General features: G+C 69.2%; 15 protein-coding genes. 3 read left to right on the forward strand and 12 right to left on the reverse strand.

Going from position 1 to position 14,893, the window contains the following annotated elements; translation table 11 throughout:
* Positions 1–5 precede the first annotated feature (5 nt).
* On the forward strand, positions 6–578 hold the full coding sequence (locus BMY74_RS28680; RefSeq protein WP_089921574.1) for a cob(I)yrinic acid a,c-diamide adenosyltransferase: 573 nt from the start codon (positions 6–8) through the stop codon (positions 576–578).
* A gap of 44 nt (positions 579–622) precedes the next feature.
* Here the strand turns inward: BMY74_RS28680 and BMY74_RS28685 are convergent, their stop codons facing one another.
* Both BMY74_RS28685 and BMY74_RS28690 read right to left on the reverse strand, forming a co-directional pair.
* Positions 623–1,054 carry a DUF2550 domain-containing protein gene (locus tag BMY74_RS28685; RefSeq protein WP_089921575.1) on the reverse strand — a complete coding sequence of 144 codons (432 nt, stop codon included), beginning with the start codon at positions 1,052–1,054 and terminating at the stop codon, positions 623–625.
* 22 nt (positions 1,055–1,076) lie between these two features.
* Positions 1,077–1,442 (reverse strand): F0F1 ATP synthase subunit epsilon, encoded by a 366-nt coding sequence (locus tag BMY74_RS28690; RefSeq protein WP_089921576.1) that lies wholly within the window; start codon positions 1,440–1,442, stop codon positions 1,077–1,079.
* A gap of 106 nt (positions 1,443–1,548) precedes the next feature.
* Here BMY74_RS28690 and BMY74_RS28695 point away from each other — a divergent pair, with 106 nt between their 5' ends.
* Together BMY74_RS28695 and BMY74_RS28700 are read left to right on the forward strand one after the other, a co-directional pair.
* Entirely contained in the window at positions 1,549–2,037 is a 489-nt protein-coding gene (locus BMY74_RS28695) for a SigE family RNA polymerase sigma factor (protein ID WP_089921577.1), read from the forward strand.
* Positions 2,028–3,248: a hypothetical protein gene (locus tag BMY74_RS28700; RefSeq protein ID WP_089921578.1), complete on the forward strand. Its 1,221-nt coding sequence runs from the start codon at positions 2,028–2,030 to the stop codon at positions 3,246–3,248. Before BMY74_RS28695 ends, BMY74_RS28700 begins: the two co-directional genes overlap by 10 nt.
* Positions 3,249–3,348: 100 nt before the next feature.
* Here the strand turns inward: BMY74_RS28700 and BMY74_RS28705 are convergent, their stop codons facing one another.
* The 10 genes from BMY74_RS28705 to atpB all read right to left on the reverse strand — a co-directional run bounded on the left by BMY74_RS28705 (position 3,349) and on the right by atpB (position 14,880).
* Positions 3,349–5,076, reverse strand: coding sequence for an ABC transporter ATP-binding protein (locus BMY74_RS28705; RefSeq protein ID WP_089921579.1), 1,728 nt, complete (start codon positions 5,074–5,076; stop codon positions 3,349–3,351).
* A complete protein-coding gene (locus BMY74_RS28710; protein WP_089921580.1) occupies positions 5,073–6,578 on the reverse strand; it encodes an ABC transporter ATP-binding protein in 1,506 nt (501 codons plus the stop codon). Before BMY74_RS28710 ends, BMY74_RS28705 begins: the two co-directional genes overlap by 4 nt.
* Before the next feature lie 16 nt (positions 6,579–6,594).
* Positions 6,595–7,761, reverse strand: coding sequence for an MFS transporter (locus tag BMY74_RS28715; RefSeq protein ID WP_245786416.1), 1,167 nt, complete (start codon positions 7,759–7,761; stop codon positions 6,595–6,597).
* 576 nt (positions 7,762–8,337) lie between these two features.
* Complete coding sequence (gene atpD / locus BMY74_RS28720; RefSeq protein WP_218159780.1) at positions 8,338–9,774, reverse strand: F0F1 ATP synthase subunit beta; 1,437 nt, start codon at positions 9,772–9,774, stop codon at positions 8,338–8,340.
* Positions 9,767–10,681 (reverse strand): F0F1 ATP synthase subunit gamma, encoded by a 915-nt coding sequence (locus tag BMY74_RS28725; RefSeq protein ID WP_089921582.1) that lies wholly within the window; start codon positions 10,679–10,681, stop codon positions 9,767–9,769. Before BMY74_RS28725 ends, atpD begins: the two co-directional genes overlap by 8 nt.
* Before the next feature lie 8 nt (positions 10,682–10,689).
* Positions 10,690–12,336, reverse strand: a complete 1,647-nt coding sequence (atpA, locus tag BMY74_RS28730; protein WP_089921583.1) for a F0F1 ATP synthase subunit alpha — start codon at positions 12,334–12,336, stop codon at positions 10,690–10,692.
* Between the two features lie 46 nt (positions 12,337–12,382).
* Complete coding sequence (locus BMY74_RS28735; protein WP_089921584.1) at positions 12,383–13,216, reverse strand: F0F1 ATP synthase subunit delta; 834 nt, start codon at positions 13,214–13,216, stop codon at positions 12,383–12,385.
* Between the two features lie 3 nt (positions 13,217–13,219).
* Positions 13,220–13,765: a F0F1 ATP synthase subunit B gene (locus BMY74_RS28740; RefSeq protein ID WP_089921585.1), complete on the reverse strand. Its 546-nt coding sequence runs from the start codon at positions 13,763–13,765 to the stop codon at positions 13,220–13,222.
* Between the two features lie 31 nt (positions 13,766–13,796).
* Positions 13,797–14,042, reverse strand: coding sequence for an ATP synthase subunit c family protein (locus BMY74_RS28745; protein ID WP_089921586.1), 246 nt, complete (start codon positions 14,040–14,042; stop codon positions 13,797–13,799).
* Between the two features lie 61 nt (positions 14,043–14,103).
* Positions 14,104–14,880 carry a F0F1 ATP synthase subunit A gene (gene atpB, locus BMY74_RS28750; protein WP_089921587.1) on the reverse strand — a complete coding sequence of 259 codons (777 nt, stop codon included), beginning with the start codon at positions 14,878–14,880 and terminating at the stop codon, positions 14,104–14,106.
* Between the last annotated feature and the right edge of the window lie 13 nt (positions 14,881–14,893).

Genomic DNA, 14,893 nt, shown 5'->3' on the forward strand with positions numbered 1-14,893 from the left:
CAGCCATGGCGGTACATCTCACCAAGATCTACACCCGAGTCGGCGACGACGGCACGACCGGCCTCGGCGACTTCTCGCGCGTCCCGAAGACCTCACCACGCATCGAGGCCTACGCGGACGTGGACGAGACGAACGCCTCCCTCGGCGTCGCTCTGGCCCTCGGCAACCTCGCTGAGGACGTCCACGACGTGGTCCGCAAGGTGCAGAACGACCTCTTCGACGTCGGAGCGGACCTCTGCACCCCGATCGTCCCCGACCCCCAGTACCCGCCCCTGCGCATCACCCAGGCCTACGTGGACCGCCTGGAGGGCTACTGCGACAGGTTCAACGAACGACTGGGCAAGCTCGACTCGTTCATCCTCAACGGCGGCACGCCGGGAGCGGCCCTGCTGCACCAGGCCCGCACCATCGCCCGCCGGGCGGAACGCCGGGCCTGGGCGCTGATCGAGGACGACGCCGAGCACACGAACGTCCTGACGGCCAAGTACCTGAACCGGCTGTCGGACCTGCTGTTCATCCTGGCCCGGGTGGCGAACCCGGACGGCGACGTGCTGTGGCAGCCGGGCGGCAACGCCTGACGACGAAGGGCGCGTTCCGAGGTGGAACGCGCCCTTCGCGGTGTTCAGGAAGCCCAGGGGATCGATCGGCCCGGAGGCGCGGACTCGAGCCAGGAAAGGAACCCCGTCAACGCGTCCGGCCCCATCGCGATCTCGACCTCACCGGAGGCCGACCGGCACCGCAGCACCGTCGCCCCCACGGGCATCGCATAGGCCTCGGGCCCGGTCGGCTCCCGCCGGGCGTCGATCTCCAGCCCGTCCCGCGAGATCAGCTGGTTCGGACCCGACCCGAGCGACAGCACCCGGAACCAGGCGAACTTGTCGCCCCGGTAGTGCCCCACGCCCAGGTGCCAGCCACGCCCGCGATCGTCGAACTGACTGCGCAGGGCGACGTGCACACCGCCCTCGCGCAGCAGCCGGATCCGGCGCCAGGCGAAGTAGGTGATGACGATCGCCACCCCAAGAAGGATCAGGCCGGCAATCTCGGTGATCCCCACGGCTGCGGCCTCGTGCCCGGTCTCAGGCCGACTGTTCCACGGCCCGCACGCGCGCTGCCGCCCGTGCGCGCTCTGCGTCGTCCGCGTCCTGCAGCGCCGTGCGCGCCGCGTCCACGTCGATCTCGCCCGCGAGCTCGGCGTCCTCGGCGAGAATGGAAACGCCGGTGCCGGTCACGGAGAGGAAGCCACCGTGCACAGCGGCGGTGACCAGGCCACCGTCCGTCGTGCGCACACGCACCACGCCACCCTCGACCAGCTGGCCGAGAACGGGCTCGTGACCGGGCAGGATGCCGATCTCGCCCTCGGTCGTCTGTGCCGAAACAGAGGTGGCCTTACCGGACCACAGGCGGCGTTCAACGGCGACCAGTTCAACGGTCATCTCGGCCACGCGTATCTCCCTCGTCGTCTGGAGTCGAACTGAGTCTAAACGGTCGCCTGACAACCTTGCCGCCCCGCCCGGTGTCAGTACCTTCGACGACCGCCGAAGGGGGGACATGCAGGACTTCGAAGACTTCGTGGCGTTGCGTTCGCAGGCACTGCTGCGCACGGCATACCTGCTGTGCGGCGGCGACAAAGGCGCCGCAGAGGACATTCTGCAGGACGTCCTGATGAGCATGTACGGCAAGTGGCGCCGCATCAGGTCCTCGCCGGAGGCGTACGCCCGCGCGGCGCTGGCCAACGCGGCCGCGAACCGCTGGCGCCGGCGTTCCCGCAAGCCGGAGGCACCGCTGGAGCTGGGGACCGTGCCCCCGGCCCCGGGCCACGAACAGCAGGTCGTGGACGCGGACAGCGTCGTGCGCGCGCTGGCCCGGCTGCCGGTGAGGATGAGGGCCGTCCTGGTGCTGCGGTTCTTCGACGACCTCAGCGAGGCCGAGACGGCCCGCGTGCTCGGCTGCGGCCTCGGCACGGTGAAGAGCCAGACCTCGCGCGGCCTCGCCCGCATGCGGGAACTCATGGGTGAGCAGGTGCTGACGTGGAACTGAAGCAGGCGATGGAGACCGCGACGGCGGGACTGGACGTGCGACCGGGATTCGTGGGGGACGTGATGGCCGGGGGACGGCGGAGGCAGACCCGCAAGCTGGTGACCTTGACCGCGGTGGTGGCGCTGGTGGCCGGTGCGACCGCGGGGGTCGTGCTGACGCGCCCCTCCTCCGACGACCGCGCGTCCGGCATCGATGCACGACTGACCGCTCCTACGGCCGGCGACCTGTCCTCCAGCAAGGACGACGTGGACCGCGCACTCGACGTGTGGCACAACGCACAGAAGTCGCCGACGGTCGGTGAGGGCATCACGGACTTCTCGATGGCCTCGCACGTGTACTGGATCGGCACCACCGAGGACGGCCCGGCCGCGGTGGTCGTCCAGCCTGTCCAGGTGAGCGGAGTGCCCGAGCCCAAACCGCTCGTCGGCCTGGTCGCGATGGGCAAGGTCGTGGACCGCGAGGTCGTGATCGAACCGGGCGAGGAGCGCGGCCGGTACGACCTCGGTTCCCCCAGCGGCACGCAGGTCGTGCTGAGCCTCGGCAAGAGGCTCTTCCTGTCGCAGGACCCCGTGCGCGGCCAGGACAACCGGCTGTCCCGCGAGTGGCGCGAGGTCGCGGCCGACGCGGCGGGGGTCGCGGTGGTGTCCGCGCGGCCGCAGAGCAAACCGGTCTTCGTGCGCGCCGACTCCCCTCCCCGTCCGGACGACTTCACCGCGCAGCCCGTCCGGTCGAAGGCCGAAACCGGACAGGGCAGGGCCTTCCTCCCGCGTTCCGGGCTCGGCTGGTCGACGGTGAACTGCAAGGCGGAGTCCGCCCCGCCGACCCACTCCCCCGCGCAGGTGCAGGAGGACCTGCAGAGGCGCGCCCTGCTCGACTTCCTGGTCGGCTTCGACGCCGCCGGCAGCTGGGAGGCCTGCGCGTGGACGCCGGACGGACGGTTCGCGATGGCCTTCGAGGCCTTCGGCCAGCTCTACGGCGCCCTGTACACGGCCCAGGGCACGTTCAGCGCCGGCGTCGTCGGCGGGCCCGCGGTCAAGGACACCGTGGCCCCCGTCCGGCTCGCGCTGCCCGACGGGCAGGGCACGATCGTCGCCGACGCCGGCACCCTGATCGGGCCGGAGCAGCGCGAGAACGTCTGGCTGGCGCCCGCGGGCACGACCGAGGTCACGGTCGTGCGGAACGGAACTCCCACGGTGGTGCCGCTTCCCTAGCAGGTGTTCGGTGTCTGCTGTGGCCTCGTCGCAGAAGCGGCAGACCCAGCGGTGAGCGCACAGCCGTGACACACCGTCACCAATGTCCGGCCGGGTACGACTAGCCGTGCCACGAACGCCAGAGCGTCGCGTAGACCCCCTCTCTGGCCACCAGGTCGGCGTGGGAGCCCAGCTCCACGATCCGCCCCGCGTCGACGACCGCGATCCGGTCGGCGTCCCGCGCGGTCTGCAGGCGGTGCGCGATCGCGATCACCGTGCGGTTCTCGCGCACGGCCGCGATCGCGCGCTCCGCCTGCCTGGCCGTGGCCGGGTCGAGCGAGGACGTCGCCTCGTCCAGCACCAGCGTGTGCGGGTCCGCGACCTCGACCCGTGCGAGTGCGAGCTGTTGCGCCTGCGCGGGATCGAGCTCCACCCCGCCCGCACCGAGCTGCGTGTCCAGCCCTTCGGGGAACTCGTCGAACCAGCTCGCGCCCACCGTGCGCAACGCTTCGAGCAGCCGGTCGTCCCCGGTGTCCGGGGCCGCCATGGCGAGGTTCTCCCTCACCGTGCCGATGAAGACGTGATGCTCCTGCGTCACCAGCACGATGCGTTGTTCCCCCGCCGCCACCAGATCCGCGACGGGCACTCCCCCGACGAGCACCGACCCCTCGGCAGGCCGGTCGACACCGGCGATCAGTCTTCCCAGCGTCGACTTGCCCGCACCCGAGACGCCGACGATCGCCAGCCGTTCTCCCTGCTGCACCACCAGGTCGACGCCGTGCAGCACCTCGTGGCCGTCCACATAGGAGTACCGGGCGCCGCTCACCTCGACGCGGTCACCGTCCGGTTCCCCGACGGCGGGCGCGGGTTCGACCTGGACCCCGATGCCTTCGACCCGCGCGAACGACGCAGCACCCCGCTGCAGGAACTCGACCCACAGCATGACCCGTTCCAACGGCTCGATGAGCCGCCACACGTAGAGACTTCCGGTGACGACGACCTCGATGCCGGCACCGTCCGCCGGGTAGAACAGGCCACCGATCAGCAGCACCAACGCCGTCGGCACGGCGCTCACGAAGCTGACGACGGGGAACAGCACGTTCCGCAGCCGCAAGGTCCGCATCCTCGCGCGGAACGACCGCGCGATCGCCCCTTCCGCGACCGCCACGAGCCGGTCCCGCAGCCCGTAGGTCTCGATCGTCCTACTGCCCTCACCGACCGCGGCCGAGATCTCCGCCACGTCGCTGGCCGCCTGGCTCTCCACCAGGTACGCGTCGCGCGCACGGACCAGGTACCAGCGCAGCACCCACGCCACGAAAGGCATGCCCACCAGCGCGGCGAGACCCAGCACGGGATCGAGCAGGAAGAGGGCCACATACACGACCACGAGGTGCACGAGGCCCGTGAGGACCTCCGGCACGCTGTCCCGCAACGCCTGCCCGACCGTGCCGATGTCGCTCGTCATGCGGGTGAGCAGGTCGCCGGTGCCCAGCCGGTCGACCACCCGTGCCGGCAACGCGAGCGTGCGCGTCACGGCCTCCTCCCGCAGCGAGGCCAGGAACCGCTCACCGAGCCGCGCGGACCGCAAAGCGCTGTACCGCACCAGGAGCAGGTGCGCGACGGCCGCACCGAGGACCCCCAGGGCGAACCTGTCCACAGTGGACGTGGTGAGGCCGCCGCCTTCTATCCCACCGACGATCTTGCCCAGGAGGTACGGCCCGACGAGTCCCGACGCCGCGGTGAGGGCGGTGAGCGCGAGCACCACGGCCAGCGCCCGCCGTTCGCCCCGCAACAGCCTCACGGCCGCCTGCCGCACCTCACGGCGGCCGGCGATCGGCAGCTCGCTCACCGGCCGGTCTCCAGGTGCACGACCTGGTCCGCCTGCCCCGCCCACAGCGGCGAGGACGAGACAACGACGGTGGTCCGCCCGGACCGCCTCTCCCGCACCCGTCTCGCGACCGCCGCCTCGGTCACCGCGTCGAGCGCCGAGGTCGGTTCGACCAGCACGAGCAGTTCCGGCTCGCTCAGCAGGGCCCGCACGAGCCGCAACCGCTGGCGCTGACCACCGGACACGTTGCGCCCCTGCGGTTCCAGGCGCGAGTCGAGCCCGTCGGGCATCGCCTCCACGACGTCCACCGCGGCCGCCGCCCACAGCGCCTCGTCGAGCGCCCTGTCGTCGTGCTCGGTGACCGACACCGCCTTGCGCACCGTCCCGGGGAACAGGTAGTCGTCGTTGTCCGCCACCACCCCCGGCAACCGGTCGACCGCGTCCCTCGCCAGCGCGGCGTTGGCCGACACCACGACCGTGAGCGCGCCGGTCTTCACCTCGAGCGGCCCGGCTCCGCCGTCCTCCTCGTCGGGCCGCAGCCGCAGCACGTCCACGACCCGCCGCGCCGACACCAGTGCACGCGGGATCGTGTCCGCGCCCTCGACGAAGAAGCTGACGGGCACGATCAGCGTCGTGACGTACAGGTAGACCGCGATCATCTCCTCGACCGAGATCGCGCCGCTCACCGCCAGCCGCGCCACGATCCACGTGACCACCGCGAGGAACAGCGCGGGCAACCCCCACGTGAGCGCCTGGACCCAGCTGAGCCAGGTCGACACCCGGTACCCGTCCCGCAGCACGTCCTGCGACATGCGCCGGAAGCGCTCCTCGAACGCCGGCTTCCCGCCGATCCCGGACAGCACCCGCAACCCGCCCACGATGTCGCCCGCCCGCGAACTCAGCTCCCCGACGCTGTGCCGGTAGCCGGACTCCACCGCGTGCAGCCGCTGCAACACCGGCCCCGTCACCAGTGCGAGCACCGGCACGCCGAGGAGCACGACGACGGCGACGACCGGTGAGATCCGCACCAGCAGCACCGCCGTGACGGCGTACGCGACCACCGCCCCGACGCCGGGCCCGGTGCTGGTGAGCGCGTGCGCGATCCGCTGCGTGTCACCGTTCTGCAGGTACGTCAGCTCCCCGGTGGACAGCTTCCGCCGCACCACCCCACCGAGCCGCGTGACGTGCCGGACGACGACCTGCGCCGTCCTGAGAGCGGCATCCGTGCGCACCAACGTCATCGTGCTGTGCCGCGCTATCCCGACGAGCGCCAGCGCGGCGGCGGTGAGGACCAGCGCCACGCACCACCACACCAGCGCGGCGCGATCACCGCCCCGCAGACCGTCCTCAATGGCCTGCGAGATGAGGTACGGCGGCAGGATCAGCCCGCACATCCACAACGAGCCCCACCACGCCCCGGCCAGCACCCGCCGGCGCTGCGCGACGACGAGCCACCACAGGTACCGCGCGGGCGAGCGGACGTCGGGCGTGCCGGGGTCGGCGTGCGGAGCATGTCGGGCCATGCACCTGACCTTGCCATCACCCGGCGGGCTCGACGACCGATTTCGCCTTCAGCCCAATCGCACCAACGGCCGTTGCACCCAACGCCGCAATGAACGCAAACGCGTAGAAGCCCCACGGGTGCGCCAATCCAGCCGTGAGCAACGCACCGCCGAGCAACGGCCCACTGATCGCACCAAGCCGTCCGACGCCAGCGGCCCACCCGATGCCGGTAGCGCGGTTCTCCTCGTAAACCCGCCCCGCATAGGCGTAAACGAGCACCTGCGCGCTGAACACGAAGCATCCGGCCAGGAACACGGCCACATACACCCCGGCCCCGGGCAACTTGATGCTCAGCAAAGCCAGGAACACCACGGCTCCGGCGAACCACCCGATGGCCGCGGGCCGGATCCCGACCCGGTCGGCAACCGCACCGGCGACCAGAAGTCCCACGACAGCACCGATGTTCAGCGTCAACAACAACGCCAGCGCCGTCCCGAGCTCGTACCCGGCGCTGCGCATGATCTGCGGCAACCACGTGTTGAGCCCGTACACGAGCAACAGCCCCATGAACGAGGCCACCCAGAACGCGACGGTCGCCTTCCGCAACCCGGGCCGGAACAACGACCCGACGGCTTCCAACGCGGGCGCCTTGCGCGTGGCGGTCTCCGGCAAGTGCTTGACCATCAACGGAATCAGCACCAACGCGGGCAACGCACCCACCACGAACAACGACCGCCACCCGAGCTCAGGGATCAACACGATCCCCAGCAACGCCGTGATGACCGCACCGACGTGGTACCCGGTCATGATGAGCGTGGTGGCCCGCCCGCCCTGCTGAGGCCGCGCCTCGTTGACCAACGCGATGGCGGTGGGCAGACACCCGCCGAGCCCGAGCCCGGCGAGGAACCGCAGCACCCCGAACGTGGTCGCGTCCGGAGCGAACGCACAGGCCAGCGTGAACACCGAGAACCCGGCCACCGCGTAGATCATCACCTTGCGCCGCCCGATGACGTCGGTGACGGTCCCGATCACGAGCGCGCCGAGCATCATCCCGACCAGCCCGGCCGTGGACACCACGCTCGCACTCGCCGTGGTGAGCAGCCCGTCCTGCAACAGCACCGGAATCACCGTGCCGAGCACCACGAGGTCGAAGCCGTCGAGCAGGACAGCGGTCCAGCACAGCGGCAGCACCCATTTGTTCACGCGCTTCTCCTCCTCGCTGAGGACCTGGTGATGCCGTGCATCGTGCGGCGGAGGAGGCCTGGATCGGGAGGGCGGTTTCCGGTGACCGGAAAGCGGATGGTCGTGCGGCGGCGCACATCCCGCCTGCCGGCAGCCGTGGTGGCGACAGGTGGGGTGGCGGTGAAAGGGCGGGTGGTGGCCTGTGACGGCGACACGTGGCGATGGCGTTGGTTCAGGTACCGGAGTGTTTGGGGGGTTGCGGCGTGCCGTCCAACGCAATGGCGAAGCCGAGGCGTCCTACCTCAACCACTCTGAGCAGCGGTAATGACTCAACCCCGACGGCGATTGGGGCTTGACTTCGGGTGCGAGGCCTTAAACTTGACCACTCGGCCGGCTTCACAGACCGGCCTTTACCAGGCCGAGAAAGGCCTCGCAAGGGCCCCGAAGTCAAGCCCCAATCGCGATCGTCGCGAAGCGGCGATGACATGACCCGGCTCGACACCGCCCATGCACACCAGCCCACGCAACCCCGAAAACGCCCGAAGGGCCGTCCCTCCACAAAGGAGGAACGGCCCTTCGAAAAGCCGAACTACAACGTCAGTTGCCGGCCAGCTTCTTGGCGTTGGCCTCGACGTCGTCCAACCCGCCGCAGGAGAAGAACGCCTGCTCCGGGAAGTGGTCGAACTCGCCCTTGCAGACGCGGTCGAAGGCCTCGACCGTGTCCTTGATCGGCACGAACGAACCGGGCTGACCGGTGAACTTCTCCGCGACGAAGAAGTTCTGGCCCAGGAAGCGCTCGAGACGACGCGCGCGACCGACGAGGACCTTGTCCTCCTCGGAGAGCTCGTCCATACCGAGGATGGCGATGATGTCCTGCAGCTCCTTGTACTTCTGCAGGATCCGCTTCACCTCCTGCGCCACCCGGTAGTGCTCCTCGCCGACGATCGACGGCTCGAGGATTCGAGACGACGACGACAGCGGGTCGACGGCCGGGTAGATGCCCTTCTGGGAGATCGGACGGGAAAGCTCCGTCGTCGCGTCCAGGTGGGCGAAGGTGGTCGCCGGGGCGGGGTCGGTGTAGTCGTCCGCGGGCACGTAGATGGCCTGCAGCGAGGTGATCGACTTACCGCGCGTCGAGGTGATGCGCTCCTGGAGCTCACCCATCTCGTCGGCCAGCGTCGGCTGGTAACCCACGGCGGAAGGCATGCGGCCCAGCAGGGTCGACACCTCGGAACCCGCCTGGGTGAAGCGGAAGATGTTGTCGATGAAGAGCAGCACGTCCTGGTTCTGCACGTCGCGGAAGTACTCCGCCATCGTGAGAGCGGACAGGGCGACGCGCATACGCGTGCCCGGCGGCTCGTCCATCTGACCGAAGACGAGCGCGGTGTCCTGGATGACACCCATCTCATCCATTTCCAGCAGGAGGTCGGTGCCCTCACGGGTGCGCTCGCCGACGCCGGCGAACACGGAGGTACCGGAGAACTCACGCGCGATACGCGTGATCATCTCCTGGATCAGAACGGTCTTGCCGACACCCGCGCCGCCGAACAGGCCGATCTTGCCGCCCTTGACGTACGGGGTGAGCAGGTCGATGACCTTGATGCCCGTTTCCAGGATCTCGGTCTTGCCCTCGAGCTGGTCGAACGACGGCGCCTTGCGGTGGATGCCCCACTGCTCGCCGTCGCGGCCGAGGCCGGGCTGGTCGAGGCAGTCGCCGAGGGCGTTGAAGACGTGGCCCTTGACGATGTCGCCGACGGGCACCGAGATCGCGGCACCGGTGTCGCTGACGACGGCGCCGCGGACGAGGCCGTCGGTCGGCTGCATCGAGATGGTGCGGACGAGGTTGTCGCCGAGGTGCTGCGCGACCTCGAGGGTCAGCGTCTTGGCGACGGCCTCGAAGGTGATCTCCACCTTCAGGGCGTTGAACAGCTCGGGCACGGCGTCGCGCGGGAACTCCACGTCGACGACCGCACCGATCACCCGGACCACACGGCCGGTGCGGGTGGTGGTGGCAGTAGCACTCATGTCACTCATCACTTCCTGCGCCACCGGTAAGCGCGGCAGCGCCACCGACGATCTCGCTGATCTCCTGGGTGATCTGGGCCTGACGGGCCGAGTTCGCCGCCCGGCTGAGGTTCCGGACCAGCTCCGTCGCGTTGTCCGTCGCGGCCTTCATGGCCGTACGACGGGCAGCCGACTCCGAAGCCGCAGCCTCCAGCATGGCGGAGAACAGACGCGTCTTCACGTACTTGGGCAGCATCGCACCGAGCAGCGTCTCCGCGCTGGGCTCGAAGTCGTACACCGCGCGCGGACCCTTGGGGGTCTCGCCGGTGTACTCGACCTCCATCGGCGCGATCCGCCGAGCAGCGGGCGTCTGGCTCAGCATGGACTTGAACTCGGTGTACACGACGTGGATCTCGTCCACGCCCTGCGCGCCGTTGTCCGTGCCCTCCAGGAACGCCTGCACCAGCGCGTCACCGGCCTCGACGGCGTTGACGTAGTGCGGGGTCTGCGAGAACCCGCTCCACGCACCGACCACCTCGCGGCGACGGAACTGGTAGTAGCCCTGGCCCTTGCGGCCGGTCACGTACAGCACCGGCTCCTTGCCCTCCGACCGGAGCAGCTGCAGCAGCTGCTCGGCCGCCTTGAGCACGTTGGCGTTGTAACCGCCGCACATGCCCTTGTCGCTCGTGATCACCAGCACCGCGGCGCGCTTCGGGTTCGCGCGCTCCGTCAGCAGCGGGTGGTCGAGGTTCGCCGAGGCCTCGGCCAACGCGGAGAGCACGTTCGTGATCTCGTCCGCGTACGGCCGGGAAGCCGCGACCCTGGTCTGCGCCTTCGCGAGGCGAGACGTCGCGATGAGCTCGTAGGCCTTCGTGATCTTCTTGGTCGAGTTGACCGTTCGGATCCGTTGGCGGAGCTCCCGAATCTGTGCGCCCATGGCTCAGATCACTTCTTGGTGGGCTCGGGCTTGTTGACCTTCACCGACTCCTGGCCGACCTTGTCGGCGTCGAGCGCCTTCTCGGGGGCCTCGTTGACGATGGTCGTGCCGTCGGAAGCGGTGAACTGCTTCTTGAACTCGTTCACGGCGTCCACCACGCGCTTCTGGGCGTCGTCACCGAACTGCTTCGTCTCGACGATGCCGTTCAGCACGTCCGCGTGGTTGCGGCGCAGCGAGTCCTTGAAGTCGGCCACGAAGCGGCGGATGTCGCCGACCGGGACGTCGTCCAGGTGGCCCTTGGTCGCGGCGAAGATCTCGACGACCTGCTCCTCGACGGGGACCGGCGAGTACTGGCCCTGCTTGAGCAGCTCGACCAGACGGGCACCGCGGTCCAGCTGGGCGCGCGAGGCGGCGTCGAGGTCGGACGCGAACGCGGAGAAGGCCTCCAGCTCGCGGAACTGCGACAGGTCGAGGCGCAGCGAGCCCGCGACCGACTTCATCGCCTTGATCTGCGCGGCACCACCGACGCGGGAGACCGAGATACCCACGTTGACGGCCGGGCGGACACCGGCGTTGAACAGGTCGGACTCGAGGAAGCACTGACCGTCGGTGATCGAGATGACGTTGGTCGGGATGTACGCCGACACGTCGTTCGCCTTGGTCTCGATGATCGGGAGACCCGTCATCGAGCCGCCGCCCATCTCGTCCGACAGCTTCGCGCAACGCTCGAGGAGACGCGAGTGCAAGTAGAAGACGTCGCCGGGGTAGGCCTCGCGGCCCGGCGGACGGCGCAGCAGCAGGGAGATGGCGCGGTACGCCTCGGCCTGCTTGGTCAGGTCGTCGAAGATGATGAGGACGTGCTTGCCCTCGTACATCCAGTGCTGGCCGATGGCGGAACCGGTGTACGGCGCCAGCCACTTGAAGCCGGCCGAGTCGGAGGCCGGGGCGGCGACGATCGTCGTGTACTCGAGCGCGCCCGCCTCCTCCAGCGCGGCCTTGACGCCCGCGATGGTGGAGCCCTTCTGGCCGATGGCGACGTACACGCAGCGGACCTGCTGCTTGGGGTCGCCCGACTCCCAGGCCTTCTTCTGATTGATGATCGTGTCGATGCAGACCGCGGTCTTGCCGGTCTTGCGGTCACCGATGATCAGCTGACGCTGGCCGCGACCGATCGGGGTCATCGCGTCGATGGCCTTGATGCCGGTCTGCATCGGCTCGGACACCGGCTGGCGCTGCAGCACGGTGGCGGCCTGCAGCTCCAGGGCGCGGTTGTCGTCGGCGACGATGTCGCCGAGGCCGTCGATCGGCTGGCCCAGCGGGTTGACGACGCGGCCGAGGAAGCCGTCGCCGACCGGCACGGAGAGGACCTTGCCGGTGCGGCGGACTTCCTGGCCTTCTTCGATCTTGTCGAAGTCACCGAGGATGACCGCACCGATCTCGCGGACCTCGAGGTTCAGGGCGACGCCGAGGACGCCACCGGGGAACTCGAGCAGCTCGTTGGTCATCGTGCCCGGAAGGCCCTCGACGATGGCGATGCCGTCGTAGGTCTCGGAGACGGTACCGACCTCTTCCCGGCTGACCTCCGGGGAGTAGCTCGAGACGTACTTCTCGATCGCACTGCGGATCTCGTCCGACGAGATCGTCAGCTCCGCCATGTCGTTCCTGCTCTCACTTCTTCGTTCTTGGGAAAGGGCTCGGGGGCTAGCTGGCGAGATTGCGGCGCAGTGCCGCCAACCGGCCGGCGACGCTTCCGTCGATGATCTCGTCGCCGATCTTGATCGAGAGGCCGCCGCCCAGAGCGGGGTCGACCTCCACGTGCAGCGCGATCGGGCGCGAGTAGATCGTGGTCAGCGTCGCGGTCAAGCGGTCGACCTGCTCGGCGGTCAGCTCCACGGCGGACTTCACGTGCGCGACGGAACGCTGACGGCGCTTGGCCGCCAGGTCGGCGAGCTCGGAGAGCCCGTCCGCCACGCGCACTCCGCGCGGGTTGCGGACCAGCTGGTCCACCAGCGTCTTGGTGACCGGGCTGACCTTCCCCTGGATCAGGGAGCCGACCAGCGCGACCTTGCCCGCGGCGTCGCCGGCGGGGTCCGCCAGCAGCAGCTCGAGCTCGTTCGAGCCGGCGACGATGCGGCCGAGCCGGAACAGCTCGTCCTCGGTCGAGTCGAGCTGACCGTCGCGCTCGGCACGCACCAGCAGCGCGGTGCGAGCGAGCGACTCGACACCGTCCACGAGCTCGCGCGGGCTGGACCAGCGCGCGGTCACGACGGCGACCAGCACCTGCAGGGTCGCGTCGCTCACCTTGCCCGCGAACAGGCCGCGGAGCAGCTGCTCGCGACCGGCGGGCTCGGACGAGGCGTCGGCGAGCGCGCCGCGCAGGCTCCGCTGCTCGATCAGCAGGCCGAGCACGGCGAAGAGCTCCTCGCCGAGCTTGGCGAGGTCGTCCGTCGACGTGGTGGCGTCGGCCAGCTCCAGCAGCCGCAGTTCCGCGGCTGCCAGAGCTTCACGACTTGCGGCATGCAACGTCATCGGCAGCCTCTACTTGCTCGCGGGCGCCGCGACGGCGTCCAGCTCGTTGAGGAAGCGGTCGACGGTGCCACGGCGGCGGGAGTCGTCCTCGAGGGACTCGCCCACGACCTTGCTCGCCAGTTCGACAGCGGTGCGGCCGAGGTCGGCGCGCAGCTCCGCGACGATCTGGGCGCGCTGGGCGTCGAGCTGGTGCTGGCCCTGCGCGACGATGCGCGCGGACTCGGCCTGCGCCTGCTCACGCAGCTCCTCGACGATCTGCAGGCCTTCGGCCCGTGCGTCGTCGCGGATGCGGGCGGCCTCGGCGCGAGCCTCGGCCAGCTGCTCCTTGTACTGCTCAAGAGTGCGCTGAGCCTCGGCCTGAGCCTGCTCCGCCTTCTCGATGCCACCCTCGATCTTGGCCGTCCGCTCCGCGTACAGCGCCTCGAACCTCGGCGACACGAACTTCTTGATGACGAAGAGCAGGAGCAAGAACGCGACGAGACCGAGGATGATCTCCGAGGTGTGCGGAATGACCGGGTTGACCGGACCCTCCGCCGCCAGGATGAGGGTGTCCATCACGGTTTCTCCTAACGCGATCAGAATTCGGTCAGGCAGTCGCGATGAAGTACACGACGAAGCCGATCAGCGCGAGGACCTCGACGATGGCGAAGGTGGTCCACGCGAGGCCGAGCAGCACGCCGCGGGCCTCAGGCTGACGGGCGGTGCCGCTGATGACCGAGGAGAAGATCAGACCCACGCCGATGCCGGGGCCGATGGCCGCGAGGCCGTAACCGATGGCCGCGAGACCCGGGTTGATGGAGCCGGCGTCCTGGGCGATCTGGAGAGCGCTCACTGTTGCTGTTCCCTTTCACTTCGGTCCGCCGGGAGTTGGCGGATCGGAGGCTTTGTGTTTCTCAGTGCTCTTCTGCCAGCGCCATGCCGATGTAGCTGGCAGACAGCAGCGCGAAGATGTAGGCCTGCAGGCACATGATCAGTGCCTCCAGGAAGGTCAGCGCGATGGCGAAGGCGAAGGACACCGGCGCCACGATGACGGTCAGCCCACCGTTCAGCAGCAGGAACTCACCAGCCAGGGTGAACACCAGCAGCAGGAGGTGTCCCGCGAACATCGCGGCGAAAACTCGGATCGCCAGCGTGAGCGGGTTCAGGATGAACTTCTGGAAGAACTCGATCGGGATCAGCAGCGGGAGCACGAACCACGGCGCGCCCGGCGGAACCGTCTGGTGCTTCAAGTAGCCCACGAAGCCGTGCCGCTTGAACCCGACGAAGTGGTACACCGGGTAAACGACGAGCAGCGAAACGGCGAGCGGGAAGCCGATGTGCGACATCGTCGGGAACTGGATGATCGGGATGAGCCCGAACAGGTTGTTCACCAGGACGAAGGTGAAGATCGTGAGGATCAGCGGGATGAAGGGCTTGAAGTCCTTCGCACCGATCTGCTCCCGGGCGATGTTGTTGCGCCCGAAGTCGTAAACCGACTCGGCGGCGAACTGGAACTTGCCGGGAACGACCTTCAGGTTGCGGGTCGCCGCAATGAAGAAGGCTCCGATGATCAAGATCGACAGCACCAGCAGGACCATCGGCTTCGTGACCGAGCCGAAGATCGGCGGGAGGAAGAAGTCCTTCACACCGGGAGCGACGAACTCACTCCCCGAAGCCAGCAACTTGGTCACTGTGTTCCTTCCG

Origin of the sequence: Lentzea albida, assembly GCF_900111005.1 — a bacterium.
Taxonomy (GTDB): Bacteria; Actinomycetota; Actinomycetes; order Mycobacteriales; family Pseudonocardiaceae; genus Lentzea; species Lentzea albida.

Coding starts and splice junctions, on each gene's coding strand:
- BMY74_RS28740 (WP_089921585.1), bottom strand. CDS start 13,765: ATGGACACCCTCATCCTGGCGGCGGAGGGTCCGGTCAACCCGGTCATT.
- BMY74_RS28725 (WP_089921582.1), bottom strand. CDS start 10,681: ATGGGCGCACAGATTCGGGAGCTCCGCCAACGGATCCGAACGGTCAAC.
- atpD (WP_218159780.1), bottom strand. CDS start 9,774: ATGAGTGACATGAGTGCTACTGCCACCACCACCCGCACCGGCCGTGTG.
- BMY74_RS28680 (WP_089921574.1), top strand. CDS start 6: ATGGCGGTACATCTCACCAAGATCTACACCCGAGTCGGCGACGACGGC.
- atpA (WP_089921583.1), bottom strand. CDS start 12,336: ATGGCGGAGCTGACGATCTCGTCGGACGAGATCCGCAGTGCGATCGAG.
- BMY74_RS28710 (WP_089921580.1), bottom strand. CDS start 6,578: ATGGCCCGACATGCTCCGCACGCCGACCCCGGCACGCCCGACGTCCGC.
- BMY74_RS28695 (WP_089921577.1), top strand. CDS start 1,549: ATGCAGGACTTCGAAGACTTCGTGGCGTTGCGTTCGCAGGCACTGCTG.